Annotated in this window: 9 protein-coding genes and 5 rRNA genes; 2 read left to right on the forward strand and 12 right to left on the reverse strand. The window is 61.1% G+C overall.

The genetic code is table 11. From position 1 onward, the window contains the following. The first annotated feature begins 32 nt into the window (after positions 1-32). Together MNQ99_RS15930 and MNQ99_RS15935 are read left to right on the forward strand one after the other, a co-directional pair. Positions 33-1,187, forward strand: a complete 1,155-nt coding sequence (locus MNQ99_RS15930; protein WP_241913626.1) for an ABC transporter ATP-binding protein — start codon at positions 33-35, stop codon at positions 1,185-1,187. A 24-nt stretch (positions 1,188-1,211) separates the two neighbouring features. Next, positions 1,212-2,546, forward strand: a complete 1,335-nt coding sequence (locus MNQ99_RS15935) for a DUF4032 domain-containing protein (protein ID WP_127515155.1) — start codon at positions 1,212-1,214, stop codon at positions 2,544-2,546. Between the two features lie 5 nt (positions 2,547-2,551). Here the strand turns inward: MNQ99_RS15935 and MNQ99_RS15940 are convergent, their stop codons facing one another. The 12 genes from MNQ99_RS15940 to MNQ99_RS15990 all read right to left on the reverse strand — a co-directional run bounded on the left by MNQ99_RS15940 (position 2,552) and on the right by MNQ99_RS15990 (position 17,961). Next, entirely contained in the window at positions 2,552-3,175 is a 624-nt protein-coding gene (locus MNQ99_RS15940) for a class I SAM-dependent methyltransferase (RefSeq protein WP_241913627.1), read from the reverse strand. Positions 3,176-3,179: 4 nt separating this feature from the next. After that, positions 3,180-4,562, reverse strand: coding sequence for an FAD-binding oxidoreductase (locus MNQ99_RS15945; protein ID WP_422387470.1), 1,383 nt, complete (start codon positions 4,560-4,562; stop codon positions 3,180-3,182). A 143-nt stretch (positions 4,563-4,705) separates the two neighbouring features. After that, entirely contained in the window at positions 4,706-5,191 is a 486-nt protein-coding gene (locus tag MNQ99_RS15950) for an SRPBCC domain-containing protein (protein ID WP_241913628.1), read from the reverse strand. A 90-nt stretch (positions 5,192-5,281) separates the two neighbouring features. Beyond that, positions 5,282-5,398: ribosomal RNA gene (gene rrf / locus MNQ99_RS15955) — 5S ribosomal RNA — on the reverse strand. A gap of 180 nt (positions 5,399-5,578) precedes the next feature. Then, positions 5,579-8,706 (reverse strand): 23S ribosomal RNA (locus MNQ99_RS15960). Between the two features lie 478 nt (positions 8,707-9,184). Further along, positions 9,185-10,708, reverse strand: a 16S ribosomal RNA gene (locus tag MNQ99_RS15965). Together the 16S, 23S and 5S rRNA genes form the textbook arrangement of a ribosomal RNA operon. A gap of 849 nt (positions 10,709-11,557) precedes the next feature. Continuing rightward, positions 11,558-11,821 (reverse strand): GPP34 family phosphoprotein, encoded by a 264-nt coding sequence (locus tag MNQ99_RS15970; protein WP_241913629.1) that lies wholly within the window; start codon positions 11,819-11,821, stop codon positions 11,558-11,560. Then, positions 11,712-12,239, reverse strand: coding sequence for a GOLPH3/VPS74 family protein (locus tag MNQ99_RS19235; protein ID WP_422387471.1), 528 nt, complete (start codon positions 12,237-12,239; stop codon positions 11,712-11,714). The genes MNQ99_RS15970 and MNQ99_RS19235 overlap by 110 nt, the downstream gene beginning before the upstream one ends. Before the next feature lie 49 nt (positions 12,240-12,288). Then, on the reverse strand, positions 12,289-12,846 hold the full coding sequence (locus MNQ99_RS15975) for a small multidrug efflux protein (RefSeq protein ID WP_241913630.1): 558 nt from the start codon (positions 12,844-12,846) through the stop codon (positions 12,289-12,291). Positions 12,847-12,951: 105 nt separating this feature from the next. Then, complete coding sequence (locus MNQ99_RS15980) at positions 12,952-13,704, reverse strand: helix-turn-helix domain-containing protein (RefSeq protein ID WP_241913631.1); 753 nt, start codon at positions 13,702-13,704, stop codon at positions 12,952-12,954. Positions 13,705-14,536: 832 nt separating this feature from the next. Then, a 5S ribosomal RNA gene (gene rrf / locus MNQ99_RS15985) occupies positions 14,537-14,653 on the reverse strand. 180 nt (positions 14,654-14,833) lie between these two features. Next, positions 14,834-17,961, reverse strand: a 23S ribosomal RNA gene (locus MNQ99_RS15990). Positions 17,962-18,382 lie beyond the last annotated feature (421 nt).

The following is an 18,382-nucleotide window of genomic DNA, read 5'->3' on the forward strand; positions in this document are numbered from 1 at the left end:
GGGCACGTACCTGCCCGTGAAGGGAAAACATTATGGCAACGGTAACGTTCGATCATGCCAGTCGCTTGTACCCGGGCACCGAGAAGCCCGCAGTGGACGGCCTCAATCTGGAGATTGCCGACGGCGAGTTCCTCGTTCTGGTGGGCCCGTCCGGCTGCGGCAAGTCCACCTCGCTGCGGATGCTGGCCGGCCTCGAAGACGTCAACGCCGGTCGGATCCTGATTGGCGACCGGGACGTGACCGATGTACCGCCCAAGGACCGCGACATTGCGATGGTGTTCCAGAACTACGCGCTCTACCCGCACATGTCCGTGGCCGACAACATGGGCTTTGCCCTGAAGATCGCCGGCGTGTCCAAGGAAGAACGTGCCGAGCGGGTCCGCGAGGCCGCCAAGCTGCTGGATCTGGAAGAGTACCTGGACCGCAAGCCCAAGGCCCTCTCCGGCGGCCAGCGCCAGCGTGTGGCCATGGGCCGGGCGATCGTGCGCAACCCGCAGGTGTTCCTGATGGACGAACCGCTCTCCAACCTTGACGCCAAACTGCGCGTGCAGACCCGCACCCAGATCGCTTCGCTGACCCGCCGGTTGGGCGTCACCACCGTCTATGTCACCCACGACCAGGTGGAAGCCATGACCATGGGCGACCGCGTTGCCGTGCTCAAGGACGGCGTCCTGCAGCAGGTTGACACCCCGCGTGCCCTCTACGACCGGCCGGCGAACGTGTTCGTGGCCGGCTTCATCGGCTCCCCCGCCATGAACCTGCTGGAACTGCCAGTGACCGACGGCGGTGTCCAATTCGGCGGCATGACCTATCCGGTGCCGCGGGACTTGCTCGGCGAAGCGCACGGCAGCACGGTGACCCTGGGCGTCCGTCCGGAGGATCTGGAGCGGGCCGAGAACAACCACGGCCTTGCGGTGTTCGTGGATGTGGTCGAAGAACTCGGCGCCGATGCCTACGTCTACGGACACACCGAGTTTGACGGCAAGCGTTACGAGATCACCGGTCGGGTCGACGGACGGACGCCGCCGGTAGCCGGCAGCACCGTCTACGTGCGTCCCAAAGAAGGGCATGTGCACCTGTTCGACACACAGACCGGGCTGCGTTTGGGCGAGCATGCACCCGGCACTCCGGAAGCTTCAGTGGAGGACCTCAATGTCCCGGTGGAGGCCGGCAAGACAGCCGACTAGGTCCACGCCTAGGATGTAGTCACTATGGCTGCTCACTCCGGCACCGGCGGCCCTGTCAGGGGCACCGCCGACACGGCTTTGTCCGGTGAGGCCGCGGCGATCGCTTCCTTGAGCATCACCGCGGCCACCACCGACGAGCGGCTTCTTGACCAGCCGTGGCATCTGGCCTTGAAAGACTGGCCTGCGGAAAACTTGGCGGCGCTGCCCCGCGGGCTGTCGCGGCACGTGGTCCGGTTCGCTCCGCTGGGTGCGGGCGTGGTGGCCATCAAGGAGACCGGCGAAGAGGCAGCGCGGCACGAATACCAGATGCTGCGCAAGCTGCAGCGGCTGGGCGTTCCTTGTGTGGAACCAGTAGCCGTGATGACCGGACGAATGCGCACCGATGGATCGGCGCTGCAGCCGGTGTTGGTCACCCGCCACCTCCGCTTCTCGCTCCCCTACCGTGCCCTGTTCTCCCAGACGCTGCGGCGGGAGACCCTGACCCGCCTGATCGATGCGCAGGCGCTGCTGTTGGTTCGCCTGCACCTGCTTGGCTTCTACTGGGGCGATGTCTCGCTGTCCAATACGCTCTTCCGCCGCGACGCCGGCGCGTTTGCTGCGTACTTGGTGGACGCTGAAACCGGCGAACTGCACCCGCAGCTCTCCGACGGCCAGCGGGAACACGACCTTGAGATAGCCCGGGTGAATATCGCCGGCGAGATGATGGATTTGGTCGAGGGCGGCCTGCTGGAAGACAAAGTGGACCCGGTGGCGACCAGCGAGCGCATCATGGACAGCTACCGCAAGCTCTGGGCAGAGCTGACGGCCGAGGAGTCGTTCGACTTAGGCGAGCGGTGGCGGGTCAACGCCCGCATCCGGCGGTTGAACGATCTGGGGTTCGATGTGGAGGAGTTCTCCATCAAGAGCACCGCAGACGGAACCAGCATCCGGCTCCAGCCCAAGGTAGTGGACGCCGGGCACCACCAGCGCCGGCTGCTCCGCCTCACCGGCCTGGACGTCCAGGAGAACCAGGCACGGCGGCTGCTCAACGACCTGGATGCCTACCGCGCGGACCACCAGTCGGAGCAGAGCGAGGAAGTCAGCGCCCACAGCTGGGTCCGCCACGTCTTCGAACCGATCGTCAAGGCCATCCCGCGCGAGCTGGCGGGAAAGCTGGAACCGGCCGAAGTGGTCCACGAGGTGCTCGAGCATCGTTGGTATGTCTCGGAAGACCAAGACCGCAACGTGCCGCTGGCGGAGGCCGTGCAATCCTACGTCGATTCGGTGCTGCGCCACCGGCGGGACGAGGCGGCCATCATGCTGAATCCGGATGAGCAGACCGCTGCCGCCTTGGCCGCCGCCGAGACCGACGAGGGCTGACTCCCCTAGGCTTGCTGCTGCCCCTCCATCTTGCTGAAGACCGCCACCAGAAAGTCCGACGACGGCGTGAAGGGCCGCAGGTCCCAAGTGGACAACCGCAGATCCGCTGCCAAGCCGGCGGCGGAAGCGTCGGAGAAGAACTCGTCGAAGTCGTAGCCGCGGCCGGCCCCGAACCCGGTCACCAGCCGGCCGCCAGGAGCCAGGTGGCCGGCCAAGTTTCTCAACACATCGTCCGAGGTACCCGGGGCGAGGAAGGTCAGCACGTTTCCGGCGCTGACGATCACGTCGAACGGCTCGGCGATGCCCCGGGCGGGCAGATCCAGTTCGGCCAGGTCGCCCACCAGCCAGGTACAGTCCGGGTGGTCCTTGCGGGCTGCTTGGATCAACTCGGGATCCACGTCGACGCCCACCACCGTGTGACCGCGGTAAGCCAGCTCACCGCCCAGCCGTCCCGGGCCGCATCCGGCGTCGAGGATCCGGCTGCCGCGGGGCACCATTGCATCGACCAGCCGGGCTTCACCGTGCAGGTCGGCGCCCTCGGTCCGCATCTGTTCGAATCGCTGAATGTACCAGGCCGAATGGCCCGGGTTCCGGCGCTTCAATTCTTCCCACAGCGTCTCTTTCCTCATGGCACTAGCCTACGCGCGGGGCAACGGGCAAGGCCTTGCCCGGGTTGAGCAACCGCTGAGGGTCAAACACATCCTTCAGCCGGCGCTGCAGTTCCAACACCTCTTCGCTCTGCTCGCGCCCCAGCCACCGCACCTTGTACTGCCCCACCCCGTGCTCGCCGGTGATCGTGCCACCCAGCGCCAAGCCTACGTCGATGGACTCGTCCAGCGCCGCGTTGAGCGCCGGCACCTTCGCCACGTCCCCGGGGCCCACCCAGAAGGTGGGATGCAAGTTGCCGTCCCCGGCGTGCGCCACCACCTTGAGCCCGACTCCGTGCCGATCGGCAATGTCCTGCAGTTGGTGGATGTAGTTCACCAGCTGGGAACGAGGCACCGCCACGTCCTCGCCGACCCGGAAATCATCGTCCACCTCGGCTCCGCGGCTGTGCCGGCGCAGATCGACCAGCCGGACCGCCTCCGCGGCGTCGGCGGCCTTGATGTCGCCGCCGAGCCCGCTGAGCACCTCGCGGATGATGCCGGCTTCCACTGCGGCCGCATAGCCGTCGGTCTGGATCAGCAGCAGCGCCGCACCCCGGCTACGCAGGCTGGAACCCTGCTCCTTGTCCAGCTGGGCCATGGTGTGTCCGTCCAGCAGCTCCATGATCGCCGGTTGTACCCGCGCGCGGCCCACGGCCAGCACGCCGGCCGCGGCAGCCGCTACATCGGGGAAAAACGCCGCCACCGTTTCCAGTGCGGCAGGCAGGTAGCGCAACCGGACCGTCGCTCCCACTACTACACCCAGAGTTCCCTCCGATCCCACGAACAGTCCGGTCAGGTCGTAGCCTGCAACGCCCTTGAAGGTCCTGTGGCCGGTGTGGATCAGGGTTCCGTCGGCCAGCACCACGTCGAGTGCCAGCACGGATTCGCGGGTCACGCCGTACTTCGCGCAGCGCAGCCCGCCGGCGTTCGTCGCGATGTTCCCACCGATCGTGGAGACGCGGTAGCTGGCCGGGTCCGGTGCGTACATCAGCCCGTACTCCGCCACCGCGGCGTTCAGGTCGGAGTTGATCACGCCAGGTTCCACCCGGGCGATCTCGTCCTCGGGATGGATCTCGAGGATCCGGTTCATGCGTTCCAGATTCAACACCAGGCACCCTTCCGTGGCATGTGCGCCGCCGGATACACCCGTCCCAGCGCCACGGCATACCACCGGCACCCCGGCCGCGTGGGCTGCGCGCATCACCATCTGCACGTCCTCCGCGCTCTGTGCCCAGACGACGGCGATGGGCAGCTGATGGTCGACTACCGGCCCTTGGTCGACGGCGCAGGCGGCCAGATCTGCCGGTTCGGTGCTGACGCTACCGGCGGGCAGCACATGCAGAAGCCCGGCAAGGAAGGAATCGGTCACGGTCTCAAAGCCTCCAGTGGTAGTCCGATGAGGATCTGCTGCCGGCGAGAACCGGCAACTATTATTCGCGTGCCAGAATCAGGCAGGCAGGGGCACAGGCAATACGAGAGAACTGACATTCGCCGGGGCCCGGCACACTCGGATCATGCTGGGCCGCCCATGAATCGGACATAGCGGCCGATCACCTCGGGCCACCCCTCGGCATAGTAGGCCCGCTGCTGCTGGCCGTCGGGCATATTTTCCCAGCCAGAGTGGACCAGATGGATTTCAGTCCGGCCGGGGACGGCTTCCGCAAAGTCGATGCGCAGTTCACCCGATGTCGCCGGACTCGTACCCGGGTGCCAGGTCAAGCGCAGGTGTCTGTCGGGTGCCCAGTCCAGGATTTCGCCCCAGATATGGACCTCGTCCTCAACGCTGGTTTCAGTCAGGACCTTGTCTTCGAACTCCACATGGCTGCCGTCGCCGGCCACGCTGTGGCTGTCGACCGGCCACCACAGGTGGATCAGATCGGTGAAACCCTCGAACGCTTCCCTGCTGTCCCGGGCGACCGTCACGCGGCATTGCACCGGTTCCGCGCTCTTGACTGGTTCGGGCTCCCGTGGAGCGTGGGAGAACAAAGACGTGTCCATACGCCCAAGCCTAGTCTGGCTGGGGTGGTTTGGTGTGTTAACGGGGGAAGGCCCCGCCGTCGTTGGCGGGGCCTTCCCTTTTGAAAGAATGTCCGGCGGTGACCTACTCTCCCACACCCTCCCGAGTGCAGTACCATCGGCGCTGTGGGCCTTAGCTTCCGGGTTCGGAATGGGACCGGGCGTTTCCCCCACGCTATGACCGCCGTAACCCTTCGTGCACGCCCGGCACCCCTGGGGGTGTGTGGCGGCAAATCTGTGGTTACAAGCTTGTGCTTGGAACTTGTATTCAGTTGTGTTTTGTTCCCCTGGGGACAACGGGTTGTTGTCTGGGAACCACATAGCGGACGCGTAGCATGCTTTTTGATCACCCACCCCGCAGGGGGTGGTGTGGTGTAAGTTGTCGGACTATTAGTACCGGTCAGCTCCACGAGTCTTTCGTCCTCGCTTCCACATCCGGCCTATCAACCCAGTGGTCTGGCTGGGGTCCTCTCCCCCCGAAGGGGATGGAAATCTCATCTTGAAGCCGGCTTCCCGCTTAGATGCTTTCAGCGGTTATCCAATCCGAACGTAGCTAATCAGCGGTGCACTTGGCAGTACAACTGACACACCAGAGGTTCGTCCGTCCCGGTCCTCTCGTACTAAGGACAGACCTTCTCAAATTTCCTGCGCGCGCAGCGGATAGGGACCGAACTGTCTCACGACGTTCTAAACCCAGCTCGCGTACCGCTTTAATGGGCGAACAGCCCAACCCTTGGGACCTACTCCAGCCCCAGGATGCGACGAGCCGACATCGAGGTGCCAAACCATGCCGTCGATATGGACTCTTGGGCAAGATCAGCCTGTTATCCCCGAGGTACCTTTTATCCGTTGAGCGACGGCCATTCCACAATGTGCCGCCGGATCACTAGTCCCGACTTTCGTCCCTGCTCGAGCTGTCGCTCTCACAGTCAAGCTCCCTTGTGCACTTACACTCGCCACCTGATTGCCAACCAGGCTGAGGGAACCTTTGGGCGCCTCCGTTACTCTTTAGGAGGCAACCGCCCCAGTTAAACTACCCATCAGGCACTGTCCCTGACCCGGATTACGGGCCGAAGTTAGATGTCCAGAGTGACCAGAGTGGTATTTCAACGATGACTCCACCCGAACTGGCGTCCGGGCTTCACAGTCTCCCACCTATCCTACACAAGCCACACCGAACACCAATACCAAACTATAGTAAAGGTCTCGGGGTCTTTCCGTCCTGCTGCGCGTAACGAGCATCTTTACTCGTAGTGCAATTTCGCCGAGTTTATGGTTGAGACAGCGGGGAAGTCGTTACTCCATTCGTGCAGGTCGGAACTTACCCGACAAGGAATTTCGCTACCTTAGGATGGTTATAGTTACCACCGCCGTTTACTGGGGCTTAAATTCTCCGCTTCGCCCCCGAGGGGGCTAACAGGTCCTCTTAACCTTCCAGCACCGGGCAGGAGTCAGTCCGTATACATCGTCTTGCGACTTCGCACGGACCTGTGTTTTTAGTAAACAGTCGCTTCCCCCTGGTCTCTGCGGCCCTTACCCGCTCCCGAAGCGCAAGGCTTCTTCACGGTCCGGGCCCCCCTTCTCCCGAAGTTACGGGGGCATTTTGCCGAGTTCCTTAACCATAATTCTCTCGATCGCCTTGGTATTCTCTACCTGATCACCTGTGTCGGTTTGGGGTACGGGCGGCTAAAACCTCGCGTCGATGCTTTTCTCGGCAGCATAGGATCACCGAATCCCCCCATACGGGGGTCCCGTCAGGTCTCAGGCTTCACGAACGGCGGATTTGCCAACCGTTCACCCTACATCCTTGGACCGGGACTACCATCGCCCGGCTCGGCTACCTTCCTGCGTCACACCTGTTAATACGCTTACCTCCCCGGATCGGGTCCCGCGCGCCCCGCCCATACTGGCCCCGAAGGGCACGGATGAACGGTTAGGGCGGTTAGCATCACCGGATTGGCATGGGCGGTTTTTCGCCGGTACGGGAATATCAACCCGTTGTCCATCGACTACGCCTGTCGGCCTCGCCTTAGGTCCCGACTTACCCAGGGCAGATTAGCTTGACCCTGGAACCCTTGATCATTCGGCGGACGGGTTTCCCACCCGTCTTTCGCTACTCATGCCTGCATTCTCACTCGTGTAGGCTCCACCACTGGCTTCCGCCGCAGCTTCACTGCCCACACGACGCTCCCCTACCCACCAGCGCTCCTGAACCACGAAGGCTTGGATATATACGCTGATGCCACAACTTCGGCGGTGTACTTGAGCCCCGCTACATTGTCGGCGCGGAATCACTTGACCAGTGAGCTATTACGCACTCTTTCAAGGGTGGCTGCTTCTAAGCCAACCTCCTGGTTGTCTGGGCAACTCCACATCCTTTCCCACTTAGCACACGCTTAGGGGCCTTAGTTGGTGGTCTGGGCTGTTTCCCTCTCGACTATGAAGCTTATCCCCCACAGTCTCACTGCTGCGCTCTCACTTGCCGGCATTCGGAGTTTGGCTGACGTCAGTAACCTTGTAGGGCCCATCGGCCATCCAGTAGCTCTACCTCCGGCAAGAAACACGCAACGCTGCACCTAAATGCATTTCGGGGAGAACCAGCTATCACGGAGTTTGATTGGCCTTTCACCCCTACCCACAGCTCATCCCCTCCATTTTCAACTGAAGTGGGTTCGGTCCTCCACGCGCTCTTACACGCGCTTCAACCTGGCCATGGGTAGATCACTCCGCTTCGGGTCTAGATCACGCCACTGCATCGCCCTATTCAGACTCGCTTTCGCTACGGCTTCCCCACACGGGTTAACCTCGCGACGTAACACTAACTCGCAGGCTCATTCTTCAAAAGGCACGCCGTCACAGCTACAAGGCTGCTCCGACGGATTGTAAGCACACGGTTTCAGGTACTGTTTCACTCCCCTCCCGGGGTACTTTTCACCTTTCCCTCACGGTACTTGTCCGCTATCGGTCATCAGGTAGTATTCAGGCTTACCAGGTGGTCCTGGCAGATTCGCACGGGATTTCTCGGGCCCCGTGCTACTTGGGATACTCTCCAAGCGGCGTCACGCATTACGGTTACAGGGCTTACACCTTCTCCGGCCGGCCTTTCAAGACCGTTCACCTATACGCACGCACTCACTTTCGCTGTCCGGCAGAACAGCAGCGGAAAGTCCCGCAACCCCGGCCATGCAACGCCCGCCGGCTATCACACATGGACCGGTTTGGCCTCTTCCGCGTTCGCTCGCCACTACTAACGGAATCACTGTTGTTTTCTCTTCCTGCGGGTACTGAGATGTTTCACTTCCCCGCGTTCCCTCCACGCACCCTATGTGTTCAGGTACGGGTCACCCGGTCACTCGCGCGCCGGGCGGGGTTTCCCCATTCGGACATCCTGGGATCACCGTTCGGTTATCAACTCCCCCAGGCTTATCGCAGATTCCCACGTCCTTCTTCGGCTCCTGATGCCAAGGCATCCACCGTGTGCTCTTAAAAACTTGACCACAAAGATCAAAATCAGCTATTCGAGAGAACCAGGACAGCCACACCCACAAGGGGTGGGACCAAACCAGGTTCATCAAAAAAATTGCTTTGAGATGCTCGCGTCCACTATGTAGTTCTCAAACAACAACCCCGTCACCCACCAACACCACACACACAACGTGCACGGCACCGGAAAAATGCGGGAACAAGAGGAAACCAACCGGCCCCCACCTCGCATCGCTGCAAGACAAAGATCCTGTTGCCTCAGGACCCAACAGTGTGCCAAAAGACGCCCCCCACGACCCGCCCCACACGTTCCAGGCACCCCCCGAAAGGGGCACCGTACTGGCATGCGGAGAACCGCGGACAACACCGAATCCGTTGATATTCCACCCATGAGCACCCGCCGGACAACTTGCGTGTCCGCAACGGGCTTGCCCTGCAAACCACCCAACCCGCACAGTGGCGTGTTGGGAACGGTTCGAGGAAGCTCCTTAGAAAGGAGGTGATCCAGCCGCACCTTCCGGTACGGCTACCTTGTTACGACTTAGTCCCAATCGCCGGTCCCACCTTCGACGGCTCCCTCCCACAAGGGGTTAGGCCACCGGCTTCGGGTGTTACCAACTTTCGTGACTTGACGGGCGGTGTGTACAAGGCCCGGGAACGTATTCACCGCAGCGTTGCTGATCTGCGATTACTAGCGACTCCGACTTCATGGGGTCGAGTTGCAGACCCCAATCCGAACTGAGACCGGCTTTTTGGGATTAGCTCCACCTCACAGTATCGCAACCCATTGTACCGGCCATTGTAGCATGCGTGAAGCCCAAGACATAAGGGGCATGATGATTTGACGTCGTCCCCACCTTCCTCCGAGTTGACCCCGGCAGTCTCCCATGAGTCCCCGCCATTACGCGCTGGCAACATGGAACGAGGGTTGCGCTCGTTGCGGGACTTAACCCAACATCTCACGACACGAGCTGACGACAACCATGCACCACCTGTGAACCGGCCCCGAAGGGAAGGACTGTTTCCAGCCCGGTCCGGCCCATGTCAAGCCTTGGTAAGGTTCTTCGCGTTGCATCGAATTAATCCGCATGCTCCGCCGCTTGTGCGGGCCCCCGTCAATTCCTTTGAGTTTTAGCCTTGCGGCCGTACTCCCCAGGCGGGGCACTTAATGCGTTAGCTACGGCGCGGAAAACGTGGAATGTCCCCCACACCTAGTGCCCAACGTTTACGGCATGGACTACCAGGGTATCTAATCCTGTTCGCTCCCCATGCTTTCGCTCCTCAGCGTCAGTTACAGCCCAGAGACCTGCCTTCGCCATCGGTGTTCCTCCTGATATCTGCGCATTTCACCGCTACACCAGGAATTCCAGTCTCCCCTACTGCACTCTAGTCTGCCCGTACCCACTGCAGACCCGGGGTTGAGCCCCGGGCTTTCACAGCAGACGCGACAAACCGCCTACGAGCTCTTTACGCCCAATAATTCCGGACAACGCTTGCGCCCTACGTATTACCGCGGCTGCTGGCACGTAGTTAGCCGGCGCTTCTTCTGCAGGTACCGTCACTTTCGCTTCTTCCCTGCTGAAAGAGGTTTACAACCCGAAGGCATTCATCCCTCACGCGGCGTCGCTGCATCAGGCTTGCGCCCATTGTGCAATATTCCCCACTGCTGCCTCCCGTAGGAGTCTGGGCCGTGTCTCAGTCCCAGTGTGGCCGGTCACCCTCTCAGGCCGGCTACCCGTCGTCGCCTTGGTAGGCCATTACCCCACCAACAAGCTGATAGGCCGCGAGTCCATCCAAGACCAAAAAATCTTTCCACCCACCACCATGCGGTGACAGGTCATATCCGGTATTAGACCCGGTTTCCCAGGCTTATCCCAGAGTCAAGGGCAGGTTACTCACGTGTTACTCACCCGTTCGCCACTAATCCCCGGTGCAAGCACCGGATCATCGTTCGACTTGCATGTGTTAAGCACGCCGCCAGCGTTCGTCCTGAGCCAGGATCAAACTCTCCGTTAATGTTTCAAACAGACACAGCACCAAAGGCCGGGAAAACGACCAAAGACACTGCACTAAATTCAAACCAGGCTGATAAAACCGCGACACACCACAGGGGCGGCACGCCACGGCACTTCAACCAATAAATAATTGGTATCAACAAACTTGGCACACTATTGAGTTCTCAAACAACAGGAGCACCCGGCACCAAGACGACCCTCACAGGCCCTCCATCGCTCCGGAGCAACTTTTCTAACTTACCCGGTTCCCGCGACCTTTGCAAATCGCCGTTTCCGGCGGATTCAGGTCCGAATCCCGGCCCCAACAACCACCCCAGAGGCGCGTAAAACGCACCATAACCTGGCGTATTTTGAAGGGGTTTGGCCGCTGTTTTGTCTGCTTCAGCAGCAGCGACTCAGAAAACAATACACCCCTCCCCGCATCCCCGCAAATCGTCCCCACCACCCGCGCAAACACCCCCCAGACCACCCGGCCGCCGGCCCAAAAACCCCGCAACCACGCCGAACCCACACCACCCCGCCCAACCACCCGGCACCCCCGCCAGACCCACACACCGCCATGTGCAGCCGCTCACAAAACGGAGGCCTCCCCGACGTGGGCGTCTATCCGCGGCGACTTTGTGCGCAAGGCAAGCACGCACTGGAGGGAGTCGACACAAAGACTTCGTCCCAACGTACCCACTCCGAGCTGCCCGCGGCGCTCCTTGTAGGTGATGGTCTGGACCTGATCCACGGGTCCGGCCCGCCACCCCTGCACAACTTGGCGAAGCCGGACGGATCGTGCTGAAGTGTGTCGGACTGCAGAAACGCTCCGGATCCTGAATATCGGCACCGGGCGTCCCGATCAGCGTCAGGCCCGGGGCAGGATGGCGGCGGCGATGATGACGTAGTTGACGATGATCGCCGTCGTCGTTCGGGCAACCGCGTCGGCGGCCGCCTCGGCTCCCCAGTTTCCCTGCTCGAGTTCCTTGGCACGGGTGATGACTGGTGATGACCACGGGATCTCACGGTCGACCTGGGGCGGTGTGCCGCTGGCGGAGAGGAGGGCCGCGAGTGCGGCGAAGGGTGGTCTCGGTTCTGCGCCGTCGACGAGCGCACCGCGGACGTCCGCCACGAGGCTGGCTCTGCGCCCGTTTTCCATCCTCAAGGACAGCCATATCTGACCGTCCGAGCGCCTTGCGCCTTTCCCGGCGGATGTCTCCGCGCTCGATGAGCCGTTCCAACAACGGGCCACGCAGTGTCGGTCCGATCGCGGGGAGGATGGCCTGGACCCCTCGCGGCTTTTCGGAAACGTAGTCCCATGCGGAGCGGAGAAGGTCGTCCGACCGCGGGTGATTCTCGACGGAGGTCACCTGCGTGTTAGGGCTGGTCTTCACATGCCCGCCGAGGGCGAGGTCGGCAAGCACTGCGCCGGCGAGCACGTAGAAAAGGGGGTTTTTCGCCGGCGATCGTGCCGGAGTCGGGTTGGAACAGGAGGAGAAGGAGATCCTCCGCAAGGGTGGCGGCTTTGAGACCTGAGCGCGGCGCTTCACGCTGTGGAGTAGTCATGTGTGGTTCCTATCTGCTTCGGATTCGTGCGGCTCAGATCAGCACGACGACCTGGAGCGCGAGCCAGACCGAGATGGTGGCGACCGTGGTCCACAGGGCAATGGCGATCGCCTGCCAGAGCAGCACCCATGCTCGAGGCGTCCCGCCGACGACGAGGATGGCGGAGGTGAACTGGGCGGGGATCGCCAAGGGACCGAGGATGCTGGCGCCGGGGACACCGTATCGAGCGAGCCACTTCTTGAAACGCAGACGCCCCTTCGACTCCGGCTTCGCCGGCGGGGCCTCCATCGTGATCACGGTTCCTGCCGCGCCCACAGCGGCTGCGGTATGGCCGCTCTTGCGGTTCTTGACCGCGGTGCGGGCGCGGGAGCTGAGAAGGACGACGAGGACCACGCTGAGGAAGTTGCCCGCGGCTGCGGCGATCGCAGCGATGATCGGGTTGATACCGCCGACGACGCCGATGATGGTCGCTACTTCGCCATCGATGAAGGGGATAGCGCCAGCGAGCATGACGATGAACGGCTGGATGACCTCGGGGACCTGGGCCACGAGATGCTGGAAGTTGTTGACGAGTTCCTCGATGGGATTCATGGGGACGACGCCTTGCCGAGATGTTGGATGTCGAGATCTGTCTCGACGGTCCCCATGAGAAGCCGTGTTCTCAGAACATGGTCAAGTCCGGTGAGCTGATTGGCTTCAGCGACCGACTCCGTTCTCATCATTCGGGTCAAGGAGCTGCTCGTGGGCGAGGACGCTCGCACGGACAAGAACATCGAGCTGAGCAGGATTGTAGAGTTCCACCATCGCTTCGATGAACGTCTGCTGCGTGATGTGCGGGCTCTTGGATAGGTGCGCCGCTGGATTGGTCAGCCAGGGATAGTCGATCATGTTCCGCGCGAGAACCGGCGCGAGCCGGTTGGCAAGCTGCTGCCGGGCTATCTCGTCCGCATTTGCCGGGAGCGCGGCGATCTCGTTGCCGACGGCGTCGGTGTCGGCGTCCACCATATTCCTCAGATCAGCCATGGCGTCCTCGTCATACAACTGCCTGTAGATGTGGATGATCGAACTGTCGGCCTCAGACAGCCGTGATGCCACGGACTCGAACCCCGCGGGTGTGTCGGCTGGCGCACTGTCGCGCAGGACGGCCGCGATGTCCGATCGCGCCCGCTGTAGGCCTTCGATCCGCGCAGCCAGTTCCGCGTCGACCTCCACCAAGGCGTCCGTCGTGCTGTCACCACCCGCGGAGACCTCTCCGATCTGCGAAAGCGGCACGCCCAGGCTCACCAGACGTCGGATACGCAGAAGGCGCACCAGATGCCGCACCTCGTACTGCTTATAGCCGTTGTACTCACGCTCCGGCACGTCGAGCAAACCTAGCCGGTGATAGTGCCGGATAGTGTTCACCGTCGTCCCCGCCAGGTTGGCGAGCTCACGTGTACTCCACGCCACATTCGACTCCTAAGATTGGAGCCCACCTTACCGAGCGGCGCTGACCCGGACCACGAGAATGTTCCGAATCAGCCTTGCTGTCGGCGACGGTCGCAAGTGAGCCATTGTGACGGCTGAAAACTGAGCCGCCTGATCCGAACTATCCGATGGGTGATCACAGTGGAGGATTAGGCGCTGATTCGACGGTTGCATCTGGCCGGGGGTGAGTCGATGAGATCGATAGCGGAGCGGTTGGGGATCTCCAGGAAGAGGGGCCGCCGAAGTATCAGCGGGCAGTGCGGGATACGTCGGCTATCCGGCACCGTGGAGCCGAGGATATCGGATCTACTCAAGGACAATCCGCAGATGCCGGAGCGGCTGAATCGCCCCTTAGCGCAGCCACCACGAGTGGTAATCAGGCGAACGCCGCTATCTACAGGAAGGGTCATGGCCAACGAACCATCGGATGTGCAGTCTGGCATCGCCGCCATCGACAGCGGCGGACAGGCACGAGAACAACCTCAGTGCCCACCACCCCGCGAGGCGTGGCCCGGGACCACTGCGTTCCGCTGCCGGAACCGAAGCGAAGCCAGTGTAGGTTGGGGCAAAACGCCCGCCTGGGCGTGCAGCGGCCGGCGGCCCAGGCGGGCCCAGGGCACGTCCCGACCGGGCGTTCCGGCAGCGACCGCAGATAGTCGGCAGCAAATTCGGCCGTGCGGCGGAGCAGTTCGTCATCCCCCATGACGTGCATGCTACGCCAGCGGGCCAAGCTTGCGACAGGGGCTGCCAGCATTGGTGTGTTAACGGGGGAAGGCCCCGCCGTCGTTGGCGGGGCCTTCCCTTTTGAAAGAATGTCCGGCGGTGACCTACTCTCCCACACCCTCCCGAGTGCAGTACCATCGGCGCTGTGGGCCTTAGCTTCCGGGTTCGGAATGGGACCGGGCGTTTCCCCCACGCTATGACCGCCGTAACCCTTCGTGCACGCCCGGCACCCCTGGGGGTGTGTGGCGGCAAATCTGTGGTTACAAGCTTGTGCTTGGAACTTGTATTCAGTTGTGTTTTGTTCCCCTGGGGACAACGGGTTGTTGTCTGGGAACCACATAGCGGACGCGTAGCATGCTTTTTGATCACCCACCCCGCAGGGGGTGGTGTGGTGTAAGTTGTCGGACTATTAGTACCGGTCAGCTCCACGAGTCTTTCGTCCTCGCTTCCACATCCGGCCTATCAACCCAGTGGTCTGGCTGGGGTCCTCTCCCCCCGAAGGGGATGGAAATCTCATCTTGAAGCCGGCTTCCCGCTTAGATGCTTTCAGCGGTTATCCAATCCGAACGTAGCTAATCAGCGGTGCACTTGGCAGTACAACTGACACACCAGAGGTTCGTCCGTCCCGGTCCTCTCGTACTAAGGACAGACCTTCTCAAATTTCCTGCGCGCGCAGCGGATAGGGACCGAACTGTCTCACGACGTTCTAAACCCAGCTCGCGTACCGCTTTAATGGGCGAACAGCCCAACCCTTGGGACCTACTCCAGCCCCAGGATGCGACGAGCCGACATCGAGGTGCCAAACCATGCCGTCGATATGGACTCTTGGGCAAGATCAGCCTGTTATCCCCGAGGTACCTTTTATCCGTTGAGCGACGGCCATTCCACAATGTGCCGCCGGATCACTAGTCCCGACTTTCGTCCCTGCTCGAGCTGTCGCTCTCACAGTCAAGCTCCCTTGTGCACTTACACTCGCCACCTGATTGCCAACCAGGCTGAGGGAACCTTTGGGCGCCTCCGTTACTCTTTAGGAGGCAACCGCCCCAGTTAAACTACCCATCAGGCACTGTCCCTGACCCGGATTACGGGCCGAAGTTAGATGTCCAGAGTGACCAGAGTGGTATTTCAACGATGACTCCACCCGAACTGGCGTCCGGGCTTCACAGTCTCCCACCTATCCTACACAAGCCACACCGAACACCAATACCAAACTATAGTAAAGGTCTCGGGGTCTTTCCGTCCTGCTGCGCGTAACGAGCATCTTTACTCGTAGTGCAATTTCGCCGAGTTTATGGTTGAGACAGCGGGGAAGTCGTTACTCCATTCGTGCAGGTCGGAACTTACCCGACAAGGAATTTCGCTACCTTAGGATGGTTATAGTTACCACCGCCGTTTACTGGGGCTTAAATTCTCCGCTTCGCCCCCGAGGGGGCTAACAGGTCCTCTTAACCTTCCAGCACCGGGCAGGAGTCAGTCCGTATACATCGTCTTGCGACTTCGCACGGACCTGTGTTTTTAGTAAACAGTCGCTTCCCCCTGGTCTCTGCGGCCCTTACCCGCTCCCGAAGCGCAAGGCTTCTTCACGGTCCGGGCCCCCCTTCTCCCGAAGTTACGGGGGCATTTTGCCGAGTTCCTTAACCATAATTCTCTCGATCGCCTTGGTATTCTCTACCTGATCACCTGTGTCGGTTTGGGGTACGGGCGGCTAAAACCTCGCGTCGATGCTTTTCTCGGCAGCATAGGATCACCGAATCCCCCCATACGGGGGTCCCGTCAGGTCTCAGGCTTCACGAACGGCGGATTTGCCAACCGTTCACCCTACATCCTTGGACCGGGACTACCATCGCCCGGCTCGGCTACCTTCCTGCGTCACACCTGTTAATACGCTTACCTCCCCGGATCGGGTCCCGCGCGCCCCGCCCATACTGGCCCCGAAGGGCACGGATGAACGGTTAGGGCGGTTAGCATCACCGGATTGGCATGGGCGGTTTTTCGCCGGTACGGGAATATCAACCCGTTGTCCATCGACTACGCCTGTCGGCCTCGCCTTAGGTCCCGACTTACCCAGGGCAGATTAGCTTGACCCTGGAACCCTTGATCATTCGGCGGACGGGTTTCCCACCCGTCTTTCGCTACTCATGCCTGCATTCTCACTCGTGTAGGCTCCACCACTGGCTTCCGCCGCAGCTTCACTGCCCACACGACGCTCCCCTACCCACCAGCGCTCCTGAACCACGAAGGCTTGGATATATACGCTGATGCCACAACTTCGGCGGTGTACTTGAGCCCCGCTACATTGTCGGCGCGGAATCACTTGACCAGTGAGCTATTACGCACTCTTTCAAGGGTGGCTGCTTCTAAGCCAACCTCCTGGTTGTCTGGGCAACTCCACATCCTTTCCCACTTAGCACACGCTTAGGGGCCTTAGTTGGTGGTCTGGGCTGTTTCCCTCTCGACTATGAAGCTTATCCCCCACAGTCTCACTGCTGCGCTCTCACTTGCCGGCATTCGGAGTTTGGCTGACGTCAGTAACCTTGTAGGGCCCATCGGCCATCCAGTAGCTCTACCTCCGGCAAGAAACACGCAACGCTGCACCTAAATGCATTTCGGGGAGAACCAGCTATCACGGAGTTTGATTGGCCTTTCACCCCTACCCACAGCTCATCCCCTCCATTTTCAACTGAAGTGGGTTCGGTCCTCCACGCGCTCTTACACGCGCTTCAACCTGGCCATGGGTAGATCACTCCGCTTCGGGTCTAGATCACGCCACTGCATCGCCCTATTCAGACTCGCTTTCGCTACGGCTTCCCCACACGGGTTAACCTCGCGACGTAACACTAACTCGCAGGCTCATTCTTCAAAAGGCACGCCGTCACAGCTACAAGGCTGCTCCGACGGATTGTAAGCACACGGTTTCAGGTACTGTTTCACTCCCCTCCCGGGGTACTTTTCACCTTTCCCTCACGGTACTTGTCCGCTATCGGTCATCAGGTAGTATTCAGGCTTACCAGGTGGTCCTGGCAGATTCGCACGGGATTTCTCGGGCCCCGTGCTACTTGGGATACTCTCCAAGCGGCGTCACGCATTACGGTTACAGGGCTTACACCTTCTCCGGCCGGCCTTTCAAGACCGTTCACCTATACGCACGCACTCACTTTCGCTGTCCGGCAGAACAGCAGCGGAAAGTCCCGCAACCCCGGCCATGCAACGCCCGCCGGCTATCACACATGGACCGGTTTGGCCTCTTCCGCGTTCGCTCGCCACTACTAACGGAATCACTGTTGTTTTCTCTTCCTGCGGGTACTGAGATGTTTCACTTCCCCGCGTTCCCTCCACGCACCCTATGTGTTCAGGTACGGGTCACCCGGTCACTCGCGCGCCGGGCGGGGTTTCCCCATTCGGACATCCTGGGATCACCGTTCGGTTATCAACTCCCCCAGGCTTATCGCAGATTCCCACGTCCTTCTTCGGCTCCTGATGCCAAGGCATCCACCGTGTGCTCTTAAAAACTTGACCACAAAGATCAAAATCAGCTATTCGAGAGAACCAGGACAGCCACACCCACAAGGGGTGGGACCAAACCAGGTTCATCAAAAAAATTGCTTTAAGATGCTCGCGTCCACTATGTAGTTCTCAAACAACAACCCCGTCACCCACCAACACCACACACATAACGTGCACGGTGCCGGAAAAATGCGGGAACAAGAGGAAACCAACCGGCCCCCACCTCGCATCGCTGCAAGACAAAGATCCTGTTGCCTCAGGACCCAACAGTGTGCCAAAAGACGCCCCCCACGACCCACCCCACACGTTCCAGGCACCCCCCGAAAGGGGCACCGTACTGGCATGCGGAGAACCGCGGACAACACCGAATCCGTTGATATTCCACCCATGAGCACCCGCCGGACAACTTGCGTGTCCGCAACGGGCTTGCCCT

Origin of the sequence: Arthrobacter sulfonylureivorans, from assembly GCF_022637435.1 — a bacterium.
GTDB lineage: Bacteria > Actinomycetota > Actinomycetes > Actinomycetales > Micrococcaceae > Crystallibacter > Crystallibacter sulfonylureivorans.